We start from the raw sequence: 21,892 nt of genomic DNA on the forward strand, positions 1-21,892 counted from the left end.
GTGGCGGGGCAACGCGCTGGTTCATGCACCACGCAGTTGGCGCAGGGCGGCACTTTGCCTGGCCGTGGTACGGGCCGTTCGCAAGCGCCAGCTTTCGGCGCAGATCTCCTCCAGGCCGAGGCTAGGCCGCCAATGCAAAAGTTGTCGCGCTTGACGACAGTCTCCGTAGAGGACCGCCGGGCTGCCCGGACGCCGTGGCGCGATCTCAAAGGGAATGGCCTGACGGCTGCACTGTGCATAGGCGCGCATGACCTGGTAGACGCTGTGGCCGGTACCGCTGCCGATATTGAGCGTCAGGTTGCATGGCTGCGCCAAGAGCGGTAGTGCGGCCTTGCAGGCTTCGGCGAAGTCGCAGACATGGAGATAGTCGCGTATCGCACTGCCGTCGGCACTGGCGTAGTCATCCCCCTCCACCCGCAAGGGCCGTTGCGGGGCTTCGATCGCCTGGCGGAGGCGCTCGAGCAGATTGGGGCTGCCTTGCGGGCCTGCCGGCAATTGGCCGCTGGCATGGCTGCCGATCAGGTTGAACGGACGTAATTGCAAGATGTGCCAGTCGGGGTTCGCCGTTGCCAGATCGCGCAACATCTGTTCGCAAAAGGCCTTGCTACGGGCGTAACTGTCTTGTGGCTCGACCGGGTCTCCCTCGCGTGTAGGCAAGTCACCCGGCTCGCCATAGACGGTGGCCGATGAGCAGAACACCAACCGCCGCACCGCAAAGCGGTCCATGACATTGAGGAGGGCGATCAGATCACTGACATTGCGTCTGAACACCGTAATGGCTGCCGGTGCGGTATGAGGCAGGGTGGCGGCCAGATGCATCACCAGTTCGGGCTGGTGACGCAGGAACAGGGCGCGCAGCGTGGCGGTGTCGCCAACATCGCCTTCGACAAACTGGAAGGCGGAGCCCGCCAACTGGCACAGCGGTGCCAGCAAGGTGGGTGCGCTATTGCAATAGTTATCCAGGCCGATGACCTGGTGGCCGGCCAGACAGAGCGCCACGCTGAGGTGACTGCCTGCATAGCCGCTGGCGCCGGTGACAAGGATGCGCATGATGTCATTCCAGCGTGAGTTGAGTACAAGCCGGTATTCGCAAGCTGTATGCCAGATGCCCAGCTTCTTCCGCCAATTAGGCGGCATTCCACCACCCCGAATCCTTATGTCCGCCCCATCATTTCGCGGGCTGGCAGCGGGTCAGATGAGGCCGGCTTGGTAGCGGTAGCGGCGGAGAGCGCCACCTCTGCCAAGCCACTGGCGGCCTCGGTTGGCGGGCTTTTCGCGGCCTTGTTCGGGGTGGATGAATGATCGGTAGTGCGAACCACTGCGATCACGGGAGCTTGGAGACGGTTTTCTTCTTGCGACGGCGGAGCCAGAAGTGGGGTGGTGGCATGTTGTGCCCCGTTTTCCAGATGCCGCTTGAGCGGGCAAACGACATGCCCGGCTGCACAAATTACCGAAACAAGTGCAAGGAATGCATGGCTTGCCGGGGCGTTGGGCGGCGAGTTGTGATCAGCCCTGGCAGCGCCTTGGCCGCCTGATTGCAGGCCGTGGCAGGTGTGGCTGGCGGCTTGGCACAGCGCTTGCAGATAAGGTTTACGTGCCGTAGGCGCGATCCCCGTCAATCGACAAGAGGAGCGAACCCATGAAACAACTGCTAATCGCCTTGAGCCTGGCCATGGCTACCGGGCTGGGTATGAGTGCGTGCGCTGTCAGCAGTGGGCAGAGCACGGTAGGCCAATATGTGGATGATGCAACCATCACCACCCGGGTGAAGACGCGCTTTGCGGAGGACAAGGAAGTCGCCGCGACCCGTATCAAGGTGGAAACCCTCAAGGGGGTGGTCGAGCTCTCCGGCTTTGCTGTGAGCGAGGCAGAAAAGCAGAAGGCGGGGGACATCGCACGCGCCGTGCCGGATGTGAAATCGGTGCATAACAACGTGATTGTCCGTGCCCCGGCCAGCTGATCCCGTAGCGGTGTCATCAACCAGAACGGGTGGGCCTTTTAGGGTCACCCGTTTTTTGCCGCTAGACAGCGGTCTCAGTGTTTTTTGAGGGGGAGTTTTGTCTGCTTTTGAGGGTTTTCACCCAGTCTGGCCGGGTTTTGCTTGGTTTGACGGTGTTTTCCCGTTTGGGTCTTTCTATCTGGTTGATTTTCTATTAATCCCTGGTCTTTTTGTTAATGTTTTATGTAACTTTTATAAGTTAAATCTAACTTAATAAATACAGTTGAAGTTTACTTTATGTATTTAAGGAAATTTCGATATGGTGGTGTTCATGCGAATTCTGCCTTGTCACGGAATTTCACCCTGCATGGCTGGGTACGTCATTTGCCCTGTCCTCGATATCGCCGTTTGATCGCGGCGACTTGGATCATCCGTACCGAAAGGACAGACCATGAACAACGAAGCCATTATCGATACCCTAAACGACCTGATCGAGACTTGCCATGACGGCGCCTATGGGTTTGAGCAATCCGCGCAGTACGCCACGGCCAGCGAACTGAAGAACCTGTTCCGTATGCGAGCCGGCGAATGCAGGCAGGCAGCGGCCGAACTGGCGGCCCTGGTGACTGCGCAAGGCGGCACGCCGGACCAGGGAGGGACGGTATCGGGTGCCCTGCATCGAGGCTGGGTCAGCGTACGCAGCGCCGTAACCGGCAATGAAGACCTGGCCATCCTGGATGAATGCGAAAAGGGCGAGGACACCGCCAAGGCCCGCTATCGCAGGGCGCTCAGTGAGCCGCTTCCGGACGCGATACGTGCCGTGGTGAACCGGCAGAACCTTGGCGTGCTGCATAACCACGACGAGATCAAAGCCCTGCGCAACCGCTATCGTGCACAAGTGCGTGCCTGACTGTCGGACCTGCATTGCAGTCTGTTTGCTACCAATAGGAGGAACTCAGTCATGAAACTGCTCAAGCCCATTCACCCACTGGCAACTGCCTTGATCTTGGCGCTATTCATACCGGCCCATGCGGACGACATTGCCAAGGCCAGCAAGAGTTCGGCCGACGCCAGCTATACCGAAAGCAAGGCGGCCGCAGAGGCCACCTACGATGCGGCCAGGAAGCAATGCGACGCCCTGAGTGGCAATGACAAGGACGTTTGCATCAAGCAGGCCAAGGCCGATTACCAATCTGCCAAGGCGCAAGCCAAGGCAGAGAAGAAGTCCACCAAGGCCCAGGCCGAGGCCAATGAGGATGTCCGCCTGGCGCACTACAAGGTCGCCAAGGAGAAGTGCGATGCTTTGTCCGGTGACGCCAAGGATGCCTGCATTGCCAAGGCCAAGATCCGCTACAACCAATAGCACCGGCCGGTGCTAGCTACAGGTACGGCACCATGCAATTCACGGTGCCGTTTTTGTATTTGCTGCAAAGCCTGGGTGCCGGGATGGGATCAGAAGCGCAAGCGCAGGAAGGCACTAGGACCTTCCAGATGGACGTTCAGCCGGGCATAGCGGTCTGGATCATCGCGGTGGATGCGTACCTTGGTGTAGCCGTACTCGGCGCCCAGACCGATATTCTTGATTGGAAACCACTCCACGCCCAGTGCCCCGTTGTAGATATGGCCACGCGTCTCGCCACCGCGTTTGTACACACCGGAAGCATCCGCATAGAGCCGAACCGAGTCTGAAACAGCATGGCGCACGCCCAGCGTAACCAAGGGCGCAAAGGCGTCATCATGGTAGCTGTCGCTGCCGCTCACCTGTTGGCCATTGGCCGTCGCGGTGGCCGTCACATCGGCCCGCAGATTGTAGTAAGCCACCCCCACGCCGATACCGGCCACCGTATTACCCTGGCCGAACCACCAACGGTAGGCGCCATTGGCAATGTCCAGCTTGAATTCCGGGTGCAGGCTGGCACTCAGATCATAAATCTGGCCGCCCAGATTGAAGCTGCGACCGTCACTCAGCGCGGTATCGCGCTTGAACCGATAGTAATCGAAGGCCAGCCCCTGGCTATCGCCCAACAGCATATCGAGCCGTACGCGAGGAATGCTTCTTTGTCGGCCCAGATTGAGCTCGCCGGTACTGAGGGCCTGGGAATTGCTTGTGACTGTGAGTGTGGTGTCTGCACTGTCGGGCCGGAACGCACCTAGCGAGATGCTCATGCGGTCCAGCGCCGGGGATGGATCGGCCAGTGCGGTACCGGTCGTAAACAGGGTCGCCGCCAGTGTGCGGCAGGTTCGGGTGCTAGTCGTCATGCCAGTGCTCCAGAAAGGTGGTTCGATATGGACAACAAGGCAAAGCTCGGAGCAGAAAGCGGCAAGCGGCATGCCCATGCCGGGCAGACGGGGACGAAACCAGGCGAAGCGGCGGGGCCTCCCAGGCAACTGAGCTGCGAGCTGGCCAGCTTCGCCGGTGGCGATCCACACAGTCTGAAGCAGCACTTGCAAGGCCTGACGGGCGTTCTGAAGGTGGCAATAGGCCAGATGTGTGTGGATGAGGCTGGATTGTCGGTGGATCGACCTTCCCAACGCGTGGCTGGCGTGGTGCAACTGAGCTACAACCCGGTCCAGCTCAGCTACCCCACCTTGCTAGGGCTCTTTTTTGCCTGCCACGACCCTACCGTGAAGCATGAGCAGGCATCGCAGCTGCAACGCTCCATCATTTTTTTCCATAGTCCTTTGCAGGAGCAACTGGCGCGGCGGGAGATTGCCCGCCTGAGCGCGGAGCGGCGTTACCGATCGGCCATCCTGACCGAGGTATTGGCCGCGACCGACTTTGTGGTTCAGCCCAAGGGTCGCCACGTCAGTGGGGCCAGTGCGCCATTCGACTAGGCTTCCCACAGCCTGCCACCCGCGGTGCCGACGTGCAGTTGGTGCCTTACGCCGCACTTGAGGGCCAGGTTGTGGGCTTGGTGACCTACCGGAAAGTCGAAGCAGACCGGGTAGCGGTAGCCTGCGACCTTCTCGCTGACGATGTCGTACAGATCGAGGCTGAAGGGCAGGCTGCCGGCGTCCATCGGCTTGTGGCTGAAGCCGCCTATGACCAGGCCGGCCAGACGGGACAGTGCCCCGCGGCGTTGCAGATGCCAGAACATCCTGTCCACGCTGTAGAGCGCTTCGTTGATATCCTCAAGGAACAGTATCTTGCCCTCGCAGTTCAAGGCGGAGGTGCTGCCGGCCAGGGTCTCCAGGGTTCGCAGGTTGCCGCCCACCAGAAGGCCGCTCGCCTCGCCGGTACGGTTGCGTGGATGCGGGAGTAGTGGGTAGTCCATGGGCTCGCCGAGCAAAGCCTGCTGTATCGTGGCGATCGCCGCCAGGGCCGAGGCGTCGGCGAATGCCGCCGCCATCGGTGCATGCAGCGTGGCCATGCCGAGCTGCTGATGCAGATGGCTATGCAACACGGTGATATCGCTGAAACCGATCAACCACTTGGGGCTTGCGCGCAACCCCCGCAGGTCCAGCCGGTCCACGATGCGCACGCAACCATAGCCACCGCGGGCGCAATAGATGGCCTTCACCGCCGGGTCGTCGAGCAATTGCTGCAGGTCGGCAGCGCGCGCCTCGTCATTGCCGCCGAACGTACCCTCGCGCTGCCCCAGCGTGGCGCCGATTCTTACCAACAGTCCCCACTGCTGCAGTGCCTGGATCATGGGCTGGATCGCCTCCAGCGGCACGTGGCCGGCGGGGGAGGTGATGGCGACAAGATCGCCAGGTACCAGCTTGGGCGGCACGATGCCGCTGGTGATCTGAAGAGAGGGGGAGGCCATGCTGTTTCCTGTATGTGGGTCGGTAGCGGACCCTGGCTGGGGGGTGTTGGTTCAATCCACCCGGCCATACTGACGCCGTACCAGCTCCTGATCGCCATGATTGAAATGCCACCATTCGCTGCGTATCCCGGCAAAGCCGGCCTGCAGCATGGTTTCTCGCAGCAAGTGGCGGTTCGCCAGCTGTGCGGCGGTCAACTGGCCGGCTGCCAGCAACTGGTCCTCCAGCGCGGGGTGCGAACGTTCGCTCAGATCGTCAAAGCCGGTACCCATATCGAGCTCTTGGCCGGTGGCGTCCAGCAGGGTGACGTCGACCGCCTTGCCAAAGGAATGGATGGAGCCCCGTGCCGGGTCGGCCAGGTACATGCGCAAACCGGTGCCTTCCAGGTGCTCCCAGAGCATGATCTGCACCCGGTGCGGTCGCAGGGCGTCGAGTACCAGCAGGGTAAGGCCCGGCCGGTGTTGTGCCAGCCAGGTTACGGCTGTCGCCAGTCCGGCCGCCGCCTCGCGGTGCAGCCAGGCACCGTCGAAGCCGGTGTAGAGGGGGCGCCCAACAAAGTTGTCCGGTCCGGCGTAACGCAGGTCCACCTGCAGGCCGGCAATGCTGGCCAGGGACCGGAAGTCCGGGTGCTGCGCGATCGCTTCACAGGGAATGATGTACTGCGGCATGGGTGAGCTCAGCGGTAGACGTTCTCGAAGTCCACGCCGCCATTGGGCGCCATGGCAAAGCCCTTCACATCCTGCTTCATCGGGATATAGACGGTGGAGTGCGCGAGGGTGATCCAGGGCCGTTCCCGCTTGAAGATTGCCTGTGCCTTTTCGTAGTGCTGCAGGCGACGGGGCGTATCGGTCATGCCGCGGGCCTCGCCCACCAGGTGGTCGAACTCGGCATTGCAGAACTTGTAGCCGGCGGGGCTGGCGGCACAGGTCAGGTTGGGTGTCAGGAATTCATCGGCGTCACCGGTCTCGCCCGACCAGCCGCTCATATAGACGTCGTGCTCGCCATTGTTCGCCCGTCTGAGGTACTCGCCCCATTCATAGGTTTTGATCTTGGCGGTGACGCCTACCTTGGCCCAGTCCTGCTGGATCATCTGTGCCAGCAACTGACCGTTGGGGTTGGTCGGCCGAACGATGGGCAAGGCCCACAGCGACAGTTCAAAGCCATTCGGGTAACCGGCCTGGGCCAAGAGTCTCTTCGCCCGTGCCGGGTCGTATTCATTCTTCAGCTTGCGGTTGTAGCCGGGTATGCCGGGCGGAAAGGCGCTCACCGCCTGCAAGGCGTCGCCGCGGGGGAACAGGGCCTTGAAGATGGCGTTGCGGTCCAGTGCAATATCCAGTGCCTCCCGTACCTCGCGCTTTGCGGTCGGGCCGCGCTTCATGTTGTAGGCAAGGTAGGAGATATTCAGCGCCTGGGTCTTCATCAGCAACAGGTCCTTGCGTGCCGCAATCGCCTGCAGGTCGTTGTCACGCACCGGTGCGGTGATCTGGCACTCGCCGGCGAAGAGCTTTTGCACCCGCACATTGGCGTCCGGGCTGATCAGAAAGATCAGCTTGTCGGTCTGCTGCTTGCGGCCCCAGTAGTCGGGGTTGGCCTCCAGCCTGACGGCCTCGTCCTTCTTGTAGCTCACAAAGCGGTAGGGGCCGGTACCGATCGGGTAGTTGTTGATGCGGCTGGCCTGCCCTTCGCGCAGCAATTGTGCGCCGTACTCGGCCGACTGCATGCCGGCAAACACCATGGCGAAATAGGGCAGAAAGGCGACGTTGGGCTGCTTGAGGGTAAAGCGGACGGTGTGGTCATCCAGCTTGTCGATGGCGGCGAGCATGTCGCCCAGGCCCATGTTCTGCGGCAGCACGAAGGTGGCCGGGAAGGCCTGGTTGTAGGGGTGTTGGGCCTGGGTCAGCCGGCCAAAGGTAAATAGCACATCGTCTGCATTGAAGTCCCGCGTGGGTGTGAACCACGGTGTGCGATGGAAATGCACGCCCCGGCGCAAGGTGAAGGTATAAACCTTGGCGTCCTTGGATATCTGCCAGCTGCTGGCCAGTTTGGCTTCAAGCTCGGTACCACCGCGCTTGAAGCCAAGCAGGCCTTGGAACAACTGGCGGTTGACGTTATTGGTTCCGGCAGAGTCCCACAGGCCTGGGTCGAAGCCTTCGGGGCTGGCCTCGGCGCAATAGATCAGTGGCTTGGCCTGCACTGGGGTGCCCATCAGCAGGGCCAGGGTGGCAAGGAGTGGCGTAAGCCGGGAAACGAGGTACCGCATGAGGGCTCCGGGATGGCGACAAGGGTGCCGTTTTGGGTGGCAAGGATACGGGATGTGGCGTGCACCGTCGCCGCCCGGCAGCAAGGAGTTTGTCGCCTGGAGCGGCTAAGGGCAAACTGCGCGTTTTCGGCGCGGGCAGGAGCGGTTGTGGTGATAAGTTGGCGGGGCAGGGGCATGGCATTGCTGGCCTGGGGGTTGATGGCCAGCAGCTGGGGGCAGGCTGCCTTACCGGCTAAGATCGTGCAGCTCGCTCGTGATCAGGGCGTCGATACGCAACAACTCTCGGTACTGGTGCTACCGTTGGAACGAACCGGGGTCGCGCGCGGAGAAGAGCTGGCGCTGCAAGCGGCACGCCCCATGAACCCTGCTTCCACCATGAAGCTGCTGACTACCCTGGTCAGCCTGGAGCAACTGGGACCTACCTACCGCTGGCGTACCGCCCTGCTCAGCGAGGCGCCCGTGCAAGCAGGTGTGCTGCAAGGGCCGCTGTATCTGCGCGGTGGCGGAGACCCGGCACTGGGTTGGGAGCAACTGGGCAGCATGCTGCGTAGCCTGCGGGCGCAGGGGATAAGCCGGATCGAGGGCGATCTGGTGCTCGACCGGCAGTATTTCACGCCCAACCGACCGGACCAGCGGCAACCCCCCTTTGATGACTATCCCGACGCCTACTACAACGTTGTTCCCGATGCAGCACTGGTAGGCAGCAACCTGTTGTCGTTCAGCCTGAGCTCAAGCACCGATAGCGTCGATATCCAGATGCTCCCGCCCCTGGCCGGTGTGGTGCTGGAGAATGGCCTCAAGCTGACCGATATGTCCTGCCACGACTGGGGGGACGAGCTGGACCTGCCGCAGACCCGCCAGGACCCGGATGGCAGTCTGCACCTCACCCTGCTCGGCGGCTTTCCGCGCAACTGCAAGACTGACCTGCAGCTCAATGTATTGGACCGCAACGTCTACATCGAGCGCGTGGCCAAGGCGCTCTGGCAAGAGCTGGGCGGCAGCTGGCAGGGGAGTGTGCATGATGGCTCCGTGCCGGCCGGTGCGAGGCTGTTGGTCGAGCGCCGCTCGGAGACCCTGGCCGACCTCGTCAAGCAAGCCACCAAGCGCTCCGACAACACCATGGTCAGAACACTCTATCTGACGCTGGGGGTGGAGCGAGCACAGCGTCAGGGCAGCATGGGAGACACCCTGGCCGACGCCCGGCTGGCGGTGCAGGATTGGCTGACCAGGCACGATATCGACCCCACCGGCCTGGTGCTGGAGAACGGCGCCGGCCTCTCCCGGCTGGAGCGCATCACCCCAGCCCAACTGGCGGCCGTACTACGTGTTGGCGCCTTGAGCGACTGGTCGGCCGAATACCAGACCAGCCTGCCGATCGCCGCCCTGGACGGCACCATGCGTAACCGTCTGCATGGCACTGTCGCTGCGGGTAGGGCCAGGATCAAGACCGGCTCACTCGATGATGTTGCCGCTGTGGCTGGTTATGTACGTGACAGCGCAGATCGTAGCTGGGTGCTGGTGGCCATCGCCAACCAGCCGCAGGCCCTGCGTGCCCGGCCAGTACTCGATGCCTTGATCGAATGGGTGGCCAGCGGCCAGGCAGGCCAAGCAGCCAGACTGGGGCGCAAGCAGAAGCGGTCGCGCTAAGAACTTCAAGCTGCGATCTACAGTGCGGTCAACAAACCGCTGGCCTCGGGCTGGCAGTATTCAGGCATATGCGCCACTCGCATCACCGCCGTGCGGGTCAGCTCGCGCAACCGCCAGCGTATTTCGTCGCAGACGTCGGCGGTTTCCTGCACCAGTTCCTCCGCGTCGGGTTCGTGCAGCAGCGCGGTGACGTCGGCCAGTGGCAGGCTGCCCGGGCCAGTGCGCAAAAAGGCGGCCTTGATCAGGTTGAAGCGTTCCTGGATCTCGTGCGCAAAGGCCTGTACCAGTGCGTTGTCGCTATCGCCTCTGTGTAGGGTCAGTGCCTGGTCGACTTGCACCAGTAGACGGGCCGTCTGTTCCAGTGCCGCGGCGACGACCGCGACCTCGGGTAGCGTCGCGTGGGCATGGCTACCCTGGGTCTGGGACAGCGACTCCCCCAAGGCCGCCAGCACCTCGGGCGATAGACCGGGCGATAGCGCCTTGAGCGCGATTCCGGCACGGCGGGTGTCGACGCCTGATTTGTTGAGCAGGCCGGCGATCATCTCGGCGGTGGCCAACAGGTGGCCGGCCAGGGAGGTGTCCTTGCCCAGCACCCCGCGCGGATAGCCGCTGCCATCCCAGCGCTCGTGGTGCTCCAGCACCGCCCGTGCCGGCTCGGCGCCAACGCCACCCACCTCGTTCAATAACTTGAAGCCCACTACCGGGTGGGCCACGATGCCGCGCCATTCGCGGATCGTGACATGGTGGTTCGGGTCCAGCGTCTGCGGGTCGATGTAGAGCTCGCCCACGTCATGCAGCAGGCCGGCCGTGGTCAGGTGGCAGAGCGTGTCTTCCGGCACCCGCAGTCGCCGGCCCAGGCCGAGCGCGATCAGGGTGACCAGCACAGCGTGGCGCAACGGGCCGCCGTTGTTGCGCCGGCCCATGGTCAGCAGCAGTAGCGAGACCGAGTCCAGCGGCACGCTGCGTAGGTAGGCCAGCGACCACCAGCGCTTGTCGCTGCGACCTTCGGTGCCGGTCAGGCCAGCACCCAGGCCACAGAGTGCGCTCAGCTCGGGCCGTTCCTCCGCGATCTGCCGTACCAGCTTGCTCAATTCCTCGGCATTGACCGCATCGCTGACTTCCAGGCAGCGCTCCAGCGGCTGGGTCAGCCGGTGCTGCAGCAAACGCTCGCGCAGATGGGGCGTGATCTCCACGCCCCTCATCAGAAGCTTGATGCCGGAGTCGGAATAGATGTCGCAGGTGGTCAGTACGCTGTTTTCGGCCGATAGCTCGATCAGATGATCGACGAAATGGGCATTGGGCTTGGCATGGGCTACCTGGCTCACGATACGGGTTCCTCCCCGAGGCTTCCGGTCACGCACGCCTGCAAGCACCTGGCGGGGCTGCGACGGGGGTGTATCCGACTGGTATGGCGCCAAGCCACCTGGGGTTTGGCCAATCGACCACTCGTATGACTGAGCCTGCTTTTTTCGGCGGTCTGGGCTAAGTATAGAAACAGCTGGCCTGGACCCAAGCGCAAGCCGCTTGTCGGCCAGGAACTCGACCTCAGGGTAAACGGCAGCATACATGCCATATGGATAGTGTCATGCTTATGGAATAAACGGCTTGGGCAGCGTGCTGCCCGGTAGCCGTTTTTTTGTTTTTGAACCGCCTGATGTGAAAGCGCCACAACGATGCGACTGCTGCTCTCTTTTGCCCTGCTCTCCCTGTTCCCGCTGGCTGCCCATGCCGACCTGCTGGACGATGTCAAAGCCCGTGGGCAACTGGTCGTGGGTACCAATGCCGATGCACCGCCCTTCGGCTTTATCAATCCCGACAAGACCATTTCTGGCTACGACGTGGATATGGCTACCCTGGTGGCCAAGAAGCTGGGCGTGAAGCTGGTGGTACAGAACGTGGATCCGGCCGAGCGCATCAACTTCCTGCGCGCCAAGAAGGTCGACATGGTTGCCGCCATGCTCACCAAGACCGCTGAGCGTGAGCGCCTGGTCGATTTCTCCTACGGCTATTTTGTGACCGGTCAGCGCGTGCTGGCACGCAAGGGCCGCTACCCAGACCTGAAGTCGCTGGAAAGCAGCACCATCGGCGTTGCCCGCGGCACCACTTCGGAAGCGCAGTTCAAGCAGCTCTTCCCCAAGGCCACCCTGGTCTCGATGGACGACACCCAGGCCGCTGCCAACTTCATGGCGGCGGGCAAGGTGGATGGCATCACCGCCGACGAACCAGCGCTCGCCGGGTTGCAGGCCAAGATGGCCAACCGTCAGCAGTACGAGATCTCGGTCTTCTCGCTCTCGACTGAGGCTTATGGCATGGCCGTACGCAAGGGTGAGCCGCGCATGCTCAAGCTGATCAACGAGGCGCTGCAGGAATCGGAACAGAACGGCGAAGCCGTGCGTATCTTCCAACGCTGGTTCGGTCCGAACACCAATGTGCCGCTGGTGCGCTTCTTCAAGATCGGTGGCGGCGCCTGATCCTGGCTGCTCGCGGCCGACCCCATGCCGTCAGTGAAAAAGCCCGACCTAGGTCGGGCTTTTTTCTTGTCAGGCGTCAGAATTGCCTGATAATCGAAATGAAAATACGAATTTATTGGAATTTGGCGGAACTTCACTGGTTTTGCAGGGTTTATCTATTGTCCAAGATGACCCGTCCCGCTGCGTTCGGGTACACATAACAGAAGGGAGCTCAATGGACCATAACGTCACCCTGATCACCACTATCGCGGCCGGTTTCGGCGTCGCCCTCATCCTCGGCTTTCTGGCCGAACGCCTGCGCCTGCCGGCCCTGGTCGGATACCTGGTCGCTGGCATCATCATCGGTCCGGCTACGCCGGGTTTTGTTGCCGATGTACATATCGCCTCGCAGCTTTCCGAGATCGGCGTCATGCTGCTGATGTTCGGCGTGGGCCTGCACTTCTCGCTCAAGGACCTACTGGCGGTCAAACGCATCGCCCTGCCCGGCGCGGTGGTGCAGATGGGCCTGGCCACCGTGCTGGGCATGGCCATGGCCGCCTGGTGGGGCTGGAGTTTTGGTGGCGGGCTGGTGTTTGGCCTTTCGCTTTCTTGCGCCAGTACCGTGGTACTGCTCAAGGCGTTGGAGGCGCGGCGGGTATTGGAGACCATGAACGGCCGCATCGCCGTGGGCTGGCTGGTGGTGGAGGACCTGGCGACCGTGCTGGTGCTGGTGCTGCTGCCACCCCTGGCGGGTGTGCTGGGGGGCAATGCAGCCGCCACCGCGCTTACGCAGCCCCTGTGGGTGACCATAGGCCAGACCCTCTTGCAGGTGGGAGCCTTTATCGCCCTGATGCTGGTAGCCGGCCGCCGCGTCTTGCCGCAGATGCTCAGGCATGTGGCACGTACCGGCTCACGCGAGCTCTTTACCCTGGCGGTGATCGCCAGTGCCATCGGCATCGCCTATGGTGCAGCGCACCTGTTCCAGGTGTCGTTCGCGCTGGGTGCCTTCTTTGCCGGCATGGTGATGCGCGAATCGGAATTCAGCCATCGTGCCGCCGAAGAGTCGCTACCGCTGCGGGATGCCTTCTCGGTGCTGTTCTTCGTTTCGGTGGGCATGCTGTTCGACCCGGTCATCCTGCTGCAGGAACCGCTGCATGTGCTGGGTGTGGTCGCCATCATCGTGCTCGGCAAGGCCCTGGCCGCCGGTGCCCTGGTGCTGGCCTTCCGCTACCCGCTCAATACCGCGCTCACGGTTGCCGCGAGCCTGGCGCAGATCGGCGAGTTCTCCTTCATCCTTGCCGGTCTGGGCGTGACCCTGGGCCTCTTGCCGCAGGAGGGCATGAGCCTGGTGCTCGCCGGCGCACTGATCTCCATCGCCATCAATCCTTTCCTCTTCGCCGCCATAGAGCCACTGCGCCGCTGGGTGCTTAAGCATTCCAATACGGCCCGCAAGCTGGAGCTGCGGCAGGACCCCTATGCCGAGCTGCCCATGAGTACCGAGCGCCGGTACCTGGAAGGGCAGGTGGTGCTGGTAGGCTATGGCCGGGTTGGTCGCCGCATCGCAAAGGCGCTGGCCGAGCGCGGCATCCCCTACGTGGTGGCCGAGCAGAACCGCGAACTGGTTGAGGGCCTGCGCAAGCAGGGTGTGGCCGCGGTATCGGGTGATGCCGCCGATCCGTCTGTGCTGATCCAGGCCCACATCGCTGACGCTGCCATGCTGGTACTGGCCCTGCCCGATACGCTGCATGTCCGGCAGATGGTCGATACCGCCAAGACCCTGAACCCCGCCATCGAGGTCATTCTGCGTACCCATAGCGAGGATGAGTCCACACTGCTGCGCCGCGAGGGACTGGGGACCATCTTTTTCGGCGAGGAGGAGTTGGCCAAGGGTATGGTGCACCATGTGCTGGACCGCTTCTCGCCACCCGCCGTAGAGGCGGGGCACTGAACACAGCGAGTGCCGCGTTTGCGCGAGCGGCCAGCGGCTAAAGAAAAAGGGCATCGGTAATACCGATGCCCTTTTTGCCAATTGGCCTTTGTAGGTCAATGTGACGTCTTACAGCGACTTCAGGAAGGCCACGATGGCGTCGCGGTCCTGGGCAGTCAGCGCTTCGAAGCGTTGACGACTCTTCTCCGCTTCACCGGCGTGCCACAGAATGGCTTCCTGCAGCGTGCGGGCGCGGCCGTCATGCAGGTAGCCGACCTTGTTGTCGCCTTCCTGGATCTTGCCGGTGTAGCCGATACCCCACAGTGCCGGGGTACGCCACTGGCGACCGCTGGCCTTGCCTTCCGGCAGATTGTCGGCCAGGCCATCGCCCATGTCGTGCAGCAACAGGTCCGTGTAGGGACGGATGGTCTGGTTGCGCAGTTCGGCGAAGGGGTGGTTGTTGCCGGTCTTCATCTCCGGGGTATGGCAGGCCACACAGTTGGCGCTCACAAACGCCTTGCGGCCCGCTGCCACCTGGGTGGGGTTGACGATGTGCTCAGGCAGCGGCGCCACGCCCTTGGGGAAGCCGCTCTGCAGGCTGCGCTGTGCCGGTACGGCCAGGAGGGCCATGTACTGGGTGACCTTCTGCAGCTCGGCCTCGGTCACGCCCGGTTCGCCCACGCCGCTGCGGCAACCGGCAATACCGGCATGGCAGGACTTCTTGGGATAGACCGGCGAGGTTACCGACATATCGTGCAGTAGGGCCGAGGCGACCTGGTCGCGCAGGGTGGCCTTGGATGCCTTCCAGCCGAAGCGACCCAGGCGTACTTGGCCCGATTCCGGATCGAAGACATAGTTGGCCACGCCCTTCACACCATCGGCGTCCGGCGTAGTACGGGCACGTGCCACGATGTCGGCTTCCGGAATGGCTTCCAAGAGGCCGGTGCCGATCATGGGCTGGGCGCTACGCACCGAGTACAGCTCCGGCACCGGGCCGTCGAAGGCCAGGCGCGGCTTGCGCAGCTCGATCCGGGTACCGTCGTTGAGCAGCACGGTACGGGTATCAAAGCCGGCAACACGCACGCCGATCCCCCAGTCCTGTGCAACACCGCTGCTGGACTTGGCATTCATCTGGATACTGGCGCCGTACAGGCCGTGCGGGTAGAGCTTGCCGTCCTGGCCCAGTTGCGCCGTCTTGACGTTCATATTGTCCAGACGCTGGTTGAGGTCGGTCAGCGCATTGCTACGGCCGTTGTTGGTGTGGCAGCCCACACAGGTCGACTGGGCGAAGAACGGACCGGCCTTGTTCTGGGCTGCCGTGTACACATCGTTACCAGCCTCGGTGTGCTTGCCGGTGAAGAAGTCGGTGTGGATCAGGCGGCGGCCTTCGACAAAGCGCTGCATGTTCTGCATGCCAATATTGTTATGCGGCTGCTGGAACATGAAGTTGCCGTTGTCCGAGTAGTTGTAGGACACCGAACCATCGCCACCAGACAGGGTCTCCGCCGGCAGTGCGGCGTTCATCAACCGCGGCTGCACGCCGTAGGATGGGCGCAGGCCCACACCGACGACATAGGTCCATTCGCCGGCGTAGTAGCGGATACCACCATCGTCACCAATGCCCTGCATGACCTCCTTGGTCGAGAAGAAGGACGGCGAGACCTCGATCACGTCTCCCACCAGCAGCGCACGGCCCGGTACGTTCTTGCCATTGGGCATGCCGTCGGCGCCGATGTCGCCGTGGCCAGGGTAGCCATCCACGGTCAGGCTGCAGCCGTTGTTCAGCACATTGGCGTTCATCAGCTTGCCATTGGTGGGGTAGGGCACAGCCGGACAGAGCGTCACACTCTTGTCGGCCAACTCGCCCGGGGCCATCCAGCCGTAGCCGGTCACGCCGACCCGGTCAAAGGCGCGGAACCAGGCCACCCCGCCAGGCAGCTGGGCCTGGGTGAAGTACTGGTTGACCCGCAGGGTGGGCTTGGTCACGCCGGCAACGCGGCTGTTGTCGACGATCTCGAAGCCCCAGGTGCGATTCTTGAAGTACTGCGGCACAAAGGTCAGGAAGTTGCCCGGGCCCTTGTCCACCGGCTTGCCGGCGGCATCGACCGTCTCGTTCGGGCCGTAACCGGCTTCATTCCATTCCTCGCCCCGCTCGCGGCCATGGCGGGCCAGGCCTCGCACGCCAAAGCGCGTCACCAGGGTGCCATCCGGCAGGCTGAACTGCAGGGTCTCGATCGGGTCTTGCGGGGCGTACAGCGGGGTGATGGTCTCGTTGCCGGTGGGGGTGGTGTAGGCCAGCGGGGTCTGCAGCTGCAGCGAGTTGTCCGCACCCGGGGCACGCACCTCGACCTCGAACAGCGAATAGCCGTAGGGGGTGGAGCGCTTCACACCCTGGATGCGCAGATAACGACCCTTGGCGCGCAGGTTGAACAGCTCCTCAGTACCCCCCTTGCTGTCGTACACATGGCGGACCGCGGTCCAGTTCTGACCGTCGGTGGAGACCTGGACTTCGTACTCGGTCGCGTGGGCGTTTTCCCACACCAGCTTCATGTAGCCGATATCACGGTTCACACCCAGGTCGATCTGCAACCAGGCGTTATCTACCGAGGTACTGGACCAGCGCGAATTCAGGTTGCCGTCGATGGCCTTCTCGGCACCCAGGCCGCCATTCTCTGCGCCGGAGGTGGTGGCGCCAACAGGTACCAGCACGGCGCTAGGCGGCACCGGCTGGGTGGGTACGTTGGGGTCGGTTGGTTGGGTCGGTTGCGTGGGTTGGGTTGGCTGGCTGCTGCTCGGCGAACCGGTATAGGCCTGGATCTCGAAGATCGAATAGCCGTACTGGCTGGAGCGCTTGATGCCCTGCATGCGCAGATAGCGGCCATTGGCGCTCAGGTCGCGCAGGTTCTCCACGCCACCCGGGCTGCCGGTCACGGTACGTACCGTGGTCCAGTTGCTGCCGTCGCTCGATACCTGCAGCTGGTAGCTTTCAGCGTGGGCATTTTCCCAATTGATCTGCACCCGGGTGATGGTCACGTTCTTGCCGTAATCCAGGGTCAGGTACTGGTTATCGGCAAAGGCACTGCCCCAACGGGTATTGAGGTTCTTGTCGATGGCCTTGTCGGCGCTCAGGTCGCCGCGTTCCTGGCCACTGGCGCTGGCGCTGACCGGGGTCAGGGCCGTCTCGGTACCGCTGGTCTGGAAGGGCAGGCTGACATAGAGCTGGCCCAGCTCGGTCAGTTGGCCGTTGGCGCCCAGCAGATTGACGTTGGGGATGTTGTTGCTGCGGCCAGAGAACCAGGCGTAGCGGGCCACGGCCGGTTCGCTTTCCAGATAGGCCACCGCATCGGTCATGTATTGCTTCTGGACTGCGACGGTGATGGCCGAGCTGGGCTGTTTGTCCCCACAGGCGAACTCGGTAATCCACAGTGGCTTCTGGTACTTACGGTAGCGGTCGACAATGAACTTCAGTGCCGGCACGTCACAGGCATACCAATGGACCGGGATGAAATCGATCTGGCAGTCCTTGCAGTTGGCAAAGAAGGCGTCGAGGTAGGCGATCGGGTCGGTATAGGTGACGCCGTTTTCGCTGACGCAATCGTTGCCACCGCAGTAGTTCACGGCTGGCGAGCCCAGTTGCAGACCACGCTGCTTGGCCACTGCCTGCAGCACAGGCCACAGCGAGGCGGCCTTGCTCGGCGTCATATTGGCTTGCGACTTGAAGTTGGGCTCATTGAAGCCCAAGAGATAGCGCGTGCCGGCCGGAATGGCAGCCAACAGGTCAGCCTGGGTGGGGTTGCCGCCCCAGGCCATCGGCACAAACTCCACGCCAGTTGCGGAGTAGGTCGAGGCAACGCCGGCTTCAGGTTTGGGCGACCAGTTGTACCACCAGGCCAGGCCCGGGGCCAAAGCGCTCTGGTCGGCCGCGCTTTGCTCACCATAGGCAAGGCCGCGCTTGCTGCTCTTGGTCTGGGCCACCGTGTCCGCCGCCATGGGGGCTACCGCGGCAGCCATATTCGGGCTCTGGGCCGGCTTGGCGGAACTATCGTCCCCGCCACAGGCGCTGAGCGTATAGCTCAGCAACAGGGTGGCAAATAGCTGCCACGCCTGCCTAGGTCGTATCTGAATATTGCCACTCAGTCTCATGCTGATTCTCCTGGGTTCATGCACCACACCATGACAGGTTGCCCCCACCCATGAAGTGAGTGGAAACGGTTCCGAAATGTTAATGGCATGTAAATACAATGACTAATGAATATTTTGCTTCAGCGAGCTCAATTTAATTTACATACCAAGCGCTTGAATTTGTGAAATGAGGGCGTGAAATGCCCGTCGTAGCAGGCTTGTTTATGACGAGGGCAATATTTGCAGGTCTTGGGACGATTGTTTTTCGCTATGACATGGGTTGTGGAAAACCGCTAATCGACGATGTGCAGGCCGAATTCAGCTACGGACTGCGGTGAGGGAAAGGCGGTGGGAATGTGGGCGGCCTGGCCGCGGGAGCGGGTTGGGAGTGCGGCAATTTTGACTACGGTATTTGTCAGTTTCGTCGGCTACTAAACGGCATTTGCGTTGCGCAGAATTTCGCCATCGCCCAACACCGGGGCGGTCCATGCCGGAAGACCACCAGGTCGGGCCGGTTATGCAGTTCCATCAACCCTATAAAGGAACACCATGAAACACGATCTTTCCAAGGCCTCGGCTTTGTTCACCGCAGTTGGCCTTGCGCTCACCATGCAAGCCGGCGCCAACGCACAGGACAAGGAGCTGCCGCAGGTGGTCAAGGACAATATCGCCCGCGCCACCGCCCAAAATCTGGAAAAGTGCTATGGCGTGAACGCAATTGGCAAGAACGACTGCGCCGTCGGCAAGCACGCTTGCGCCGGCCTCGCCACCAAGGCACGTGATCCGAAGTCCATTGTGCTGCTCCCGGCAGGTACCTGCGAGAAGATCGCAGGTGGCTCGACCAAGGAAGGTTGATGATGCGCGCAGTCCAACCCGACCGGGCTGTCAGGTACGGGGTCAGTGCTGCTATCCCACACCGAGCTGGGGTTGGGCTGCGCTTTCCTCACCTGACGTCTTTTCTTCGCGGCGAGGCGGAGGTGGCCTGGGTCGAGATCCATGCTGAGAACTTCATGGGCGATAGCCAAGCGGTGGCTGCACTGGAGGCGGTGCGTGACCGCTATCCGGTATCCATCCACGCGGTGGCCCTGTCGCTGGGTTCGGCCGACGGCTTGGACCGTATGCATCTGCAAAGGCTGAGAAGACTGATCGATCGGATCGAGCCTGGCCTGGTTTCCGACCACCTGAGCTGGAGCGGGGTAGGGGGGGCGAGCGTGCCCGATCTCTTGCCCTTGCCCCTGACCGAGTCGGTACTCGCGCTGGTCTGCCGGCATGTCGATCAAGCCCAACAGTGTCTGGGTCGCCAGCTGCTGCTGGAAAACCCGTCCAGCTACTTCTCTTACCAGTCCTCGACCCTGACCGAGCCGGAATTTCTCGGCCGATTGGCCGGGGCTACCGGCTGCGGCCTGCTGCTCGACATCAACAATGTCTACGTCAGTTGCAGCAACCACGGTTGGGATGCCACAGCCTACCTGCAGGCCTTGCCGACCCGATATGTGGCCCAACTGCACCTGGCCGGCCATGAGCGGCGCCACTTTGGTACGCACAGCCTGCTGGTGGATGATCATGGCGGGCCGGTGGCCGACCCGGTCTGGGCACTATACCGCGAGGCGGTTGCGTGTTTTGGGCGCTTGCCGGTACTGCTGGAGCGTGACAACGCCATTCCACCATTGGCAGAACTGCTGCACGAAGTCGCGCAGGCCGATGCCATCCTGGATGCCTGTAGCGGGGAGGTATATGCAAACGCTTGCTGATACCCAGGCCAGTCTGCTGGCGGCCATCCACAAGGGGGGCGAGCCCCCGGCGGGATTGTTGGCCCCGGCTGGCCTGCCCCCCGCGATTGCGTTATCGATCCATCGCGGTACCTGTTTGGCTACCCTGGGGAGTGCACTGCGCATCAGCTTTCCCGCGACCAGCAGGCTGCTGGGCGAAGCAGGCTTTGCCGAATTGGCGGGCCGCTTCGTCGTCGCCGAACTGCCGGTTTGCGGTTGGCTGGAGCTATACGGCAGCCGCTTCCCGGGCTTTCTGCAGACGCAGGCGGCGGTACCGGGCTGGATAGCCGAGGTGGCTGAGCTCGACTTCTGTGTCAACCGCGCATTGCATCTTGGGTCGGAGGAAGCAGATCGCACCGGTCTGCGGCCATTGGAGGACTTGGCGAGCCTGGCTGACGTAGTGCTGCCTCAGGTTCGTTTGCTGGCGCATCCTGCTAGCAGCTTGCGCATTTGCAGTGCATTGGCGGAACACCAATGGCGCAGTGCGCTACAGCAAGGTGCATCGCTCATGCCGGTTGGTGACGTGGCCGAAGAGCCGGCCTATCTCCTGATCGGCCGTACCGCCTATGGCGTCGAAGTTCAGCACCTGCCTGCCTTGACCTGGCATGCGGCCCGCTTGCTCTGTGGTGGTACCCATCTGGGGGCGGCGCACGACTACTTCGGCGAACAATTCAGTGACTTGCTCGGCAGCTTGCTGGGCCTGCACCTGTTCCTGGGCTTTACTCTGGAGTAGCGGCGCGCCCGCCACGACCGACCTTATCGATGACCCAGGATGTTGAGTGATGACAACCGCGATACAAACGCTTCCGCAACGATCCTCCCTGCCAACCGGCAGCGAGCACCCCGTGTTGGACGTCACCGTCCTGGTGACAGAGGCGAGCTTTGCCTCCACCGCCGTGGGGCCGATCGAGATTTTCCACTCGGCCGGCAGCCTCTGGCACTTCTTCCGCAACGAGCAGACCTTGCCCCGTTTTCGGGTGCGGGTAGCGTCGGTGGATGGGGCCGATGTGCAGAGCTTATGCGCCCTTGGGCTCAAGCCTCAGTGCGGGATAGAGGATATCGAACACACTGACTTGATCATCCTGCCGGCCTCGGGTCTGGATGTGCAGGACAGGATCGCCCGCGAATCCTCCATCCTGCCCTGGCTGCGCCGCTGGCATGACCGTGGCGCCATGATTGCCGGCATCTGTACCGGCGTTGCCTTCCTGGCCGAGTGCGGCCTCTTGGACGGGCGGCGGGCCACCACGCACTGGGCCGTGGCCGACATCATGCGTGAGCGCTATCCCAAGGTGATCTGGCGGCCGGAGGAGTTCGTCACCGAGGACGGCCGGGTACTGTGCAGCGGTGGCGTCTACGCCGCCATCGACCTCAGCCTCTACCTGGTGGAGAAGTTCTGCGGCCATGAGGTTGCGCTGCAGTGCGCCAAATCGCTGCTACTTAGCATGCCACGCATCAAGCAGAGTGGTTATGCCGTGCTGCCGCTGTCACGGCCACATTCCGACGCCAAGATCCGCATGGTCGAGGAGTATCTGCAGCAGCATTTTGACCGCGAGCTCTCGATCGAAATACTGGCCGAGCAAGTGGACATGACGCCCCGTACCTTTATTCGCCACTTCAAGGCCGTAACCGGCCGTTTGCCGGGCGCCTACACCCAGGCCCTGCGCATCCTGGCGGCGCGGGAAATGCTCGAGCAGAGCAATATCCCCATCGCCACGGTTTGCGCCCGCATCGGCTACGAAGACATTGGCTTCTTCCGCCGCATCTTCCGCCGTCATACCGGGCTCTCACCCAGCGATTATCGCCGCCAGTTCGGCAATATGCGCATCAGTCGTGCCGACCTCGTTGGCGGGGAGCGCGATTGAGCGGGGCCCCTGCATCCTTAGCCTCACGCCGCGCGACCCTTCGCGCATCTTCAAGCCAACCCTTTCCCCCAGATCCGGTGCGCCTGCGGCGGTGCACCAGGGACGGCGTTGCCTACGTATCGGGCCCCACCCGACTTAAGCGCTCCAT

General features: G+C 62.6%; 18 protein-coding genes. 11 read left to right on the forward strand and 7 right to left on the reverse strand.

Translation table 11 applies throughout. The features are described 5' to 3' along the window. Positions 1 to 21: 21 nt before the first annotated feature. The gene (gene galE, locus VIM95_RS07230; RefSeq protein WP_331984359.1) at positions 22 to 1,050 is read right to left on the reverse strand and encodes a UDP-glucose 4-epimerase GalE; all 1,029 of its coding nucleotides are present in this window, start codon (positions 1,048 to 1,050) and stop codon (positions 22 to 24) included. A gap of 589 nt (positions 1,051 to 1,639) precedes the next feature. On the opposite strand from galE, the gene VIM95_RS07235 reads away from it, so the two are divergent. From VIM95_RS07235 to VIM95_RS07245, 3 genes are all read left to right on the forward strand, one after another. Beyond that, complete coding sequence (locus VIM95_RS07235; RefSeq protein ID WP_331984360.1) at positions 1,640 to 1,960, forward strand: BON domain-containing protein; 321 nt, start codon at positions 1,640 to 1,642, stop codon at positions 1,958 to 1,960. Positions 1,961 to 2,390: 430 nt separating this feature from the next. Continuing rightward, a complete protein-coding gene (locus tag VIM95_RS07240) occupies positions 2,391 to 2,849 on the forward strand; it encodes a PA2169 family four-helix-bundle protein (protein ID WP_331984361.1) in 459 nt (152 codons plus the stop codon). Between the two features lie 51 nt (positions 2,850 to 2,900). Then, positions 2,901 to 3,302, forward strand: coding sequence for a hypothetical protein (locus VIM95_RS07245; RefSeq protein ID WP_331984362.1), 402 nt, complete (start codon positions 2,901 to 2,903; stop codon positions 3,300 to 3,302). 89 nt (positions 3,303 to 3,391) lie between these two features. Here the strand turns inward: VIM95_RS07245 and VIM95_RS07250 are convergent, their stop codons facing one another. Then, positions 3,392 to 4,198, reverse strand: coding sequence for a hypothetical protein (locus VIM95_RS07250; RefSeq protein ID WP_331984363.1), 807 nt, complete (start codon positions 4,196 to 4,198; stop codon positions 3,392 to 3,394). Positions 4,199 to 4,225: 27 nt separating this feature from the next. On the opposite strand from VIM95_RS07250, the gene VIM95_RS07255 reads away from it, so the two are divergent. Further along, entirely contained in the window at positions 4,226 to 4,774 is a 549-nt protein-coding gene (locus VIM95_RS07255; protein WP_331984364.1) for a peptide-methionine (S)-S-oxide reductase, read from the forward strand. Here the strand turns inward: VIM95_RS07255 and VIM95_RS07260 are convergent. Genes VIM95_RS07260 through VIM95_RS07270 form a run of 3 tightly spaced genes read right to left on the reverse strand, consistent with a single transcriptional unit; the run spans position 4,771 to position 7,967 of the window. After that, on the reverse strand, positions 4,771 to 5,709 hold the full coding sequence (locus tag VIM95_RS07260; RefSeq protein WP_331984365.1) for an LD-carboxypeptidase: 939 nt from the start codon (positions 5,707 to 5,709) through the stop codon (positions 4,771 to 4,773). The two genes, VIM95_RS07255 and VIM95_RS07260, sit on opposite strands and share 4 nt — an antisense overlap. A gap of 51 nt (positions 5,710 to 5,760) precedes the next feature. Then, positions 5,761 to 6,375: a M15 family metallopeptidase gene (locus VIM95_RS07265; RefSeq protein WP_331984366.1), complete on the reverse strand. Its 615-nt coding sequence runs from the start codon at positions 6,373 to 6,375 to the stop codon at positions 5,761 to 5,763. Between the two features lie 8 nt (positions 6,376 to 6,383). Then, positions 6,384 to 7,967, reverse strand: a complete 1,584-nt coding sequence (locus tag VIM95_RS07270; protein WP_331984367.1) for an ABC transporter substrate-binding protein — start codon at positions 7,965 to 7,967, stop codon at positions 6,384 to 6,386. A 174-nt stretch (positions 7,968 to 8,141) separates the two neighbouring features. Here VIM95_RS07270 and dacB point away from each other — a divergent pair, with 174 nt between their 5' ends. Further along, on the forward strand, positions 8,142 to 9,614 hold the full coding sequence (dacB, locus tag VIM95_RS07275; protein ID WP_331984368.1) for a D-alanyl-D-alanine carboxypeptidase/D-alanyl-D-alanine endopeptidase: 1,473 nt from the start codon (positions 8,142 to 8,144) through the stop codon (positions 9,612 to 9,614). A 17-nt stretch (positions 9,615 to 9,631) separates the two neighbouring features. Here dacB and VIM95_RS07280 read toward each other — a convergent pair whose 3' ends face one another. Then, complete coding sequence (locus VIM95_RS07280) at positions 9,632 to 10,939, reverse strand: HD-GYP domain-containing protein (RefSeq protein WP_331984369.1); 1,308 nt, start codon at positions 10,937 to 10,939, stop codon at positions 9,632 to 9,634. Positions 10,940 to 11,287: 348 nt separating this feature from the next. Between VIM95_RS07280 and VIM95_RS07285 the strand changes: the two genes are divergently transcribed. Then, positions 11,288 to 12,085, forward strand: a complete 798-nt coding sequence (locus VIM95_RS07285) for a transporter substrate-binding domain-containing protein (RefSeq protein WP_331984370.1) — start codon at positions 11,288 to 11,290, stop codon at positions 12,083 to 12,085. A 214-nt stretch (positions 12,086 to 12,299) separates the two neighbouring features. Beyond that, the gene (gene ybaL, locus VIM95_RS07290) at positions 12,300 to 14,012 is read left to right on the forward strand and encodes a YbaL family putative K(+) efflux transporter (RefSeq protein WP_331984371.1); all 1,713 of its coding nucleotides are present in this window, start codon (positions 12,300 to 12,302) and stop codon (positions 14,010 to 14,012) included. A gap of 108 nt (positions 14,013 to 14,120) precedes the next feature. Here ybaL and VIM95_RS07295 read toward each other — a convergent pair whose 3' ends face one another. Continuing rightward, positions 14,121 to 18,134 carry a di-heme oxidoredictase family protein gene (locus VIM95_RS07295; RefSeq protein ID WP_331984372.1) on the reverse strand — a complete coding sequence of 1,338 codons (4,014 nt, stop codon included), beginning with the start codon at positions 18,132 to 18,134 and terminating at the stop codon, positions 14,121 to 14,123. A gap of 528 nt (positions 18,135 to 18,662) precedes the next feature. Here VIM95_RS07295 and VIM95_RS07300 point away from each other — a divergent pair. The 4 genes from VIM95_RS07300 (at position 18,663) to VIM95_RS07315 (ending at position 21,744) form a co-directional block, all read left to right on the forward strand. Then, the gene (locus VIM95_RS07300) at positions 18,663 to 18,968 is read left to right on the forward strand and encodes a DUF2282 domain-containing protein (RefSeq protein WP_331984373.1); all 306 of its coding nucleotides are present in this window, start codon (positions 18,663 to 18,665) and stop codon (positions 18,966 to 18,968) included. Between the two features lie 2 nt (positions 18,969 to 18,970). Continuing rightward, the gene (locus VIM95_RS07305; RefSeq protein ID WP_331984392.1) at positions 18,971 to 19,864 is read left to right on the forward strand and encodes a DUF692 domain-containing protein; all 894 of its coding nucleotides are present in this window, start codon (positions 18,971 to 18,973) and stop codon (positions 19,862 to 19,864) included. Next, entirely contained in the window at positions 19,848 to 20,615 is a 768-nt protein-coding gene (locus tag VIM95_RS07310) for a DNA-binding domain-containing protein (RefSeq protein WP_331984374.1), read from the forward strand. Before VIM95_RS07305 ends, VIM95_RS07310 begins: the two co-directional genes overlap by 17 nt. 112 nt (positions 20,616 to 20,727) lie before the next feature. Then, on the forward strand, positions 20,728 to 21,744 hold the full coding sequence (locus VIM95_RS07315) for a GlxA family transcriptional regulator (protein ID WP_331984375.1): 1,017 nt from the start codon (positions 20,728 to 20,730) through the stop codon (positions 21,742 to 21,744). Positions 21,745 to 21,892 lie beyond the last annotated feature (148 nt).

This window comes from Chitinimonas sp. (assembly GCF_036568685.1).
Lineage (GTDB): Bacteria > Pseudomonadota > Gammaproteobacteria > Burkholderiales > Chitinimonadaceae > Chitinimonas.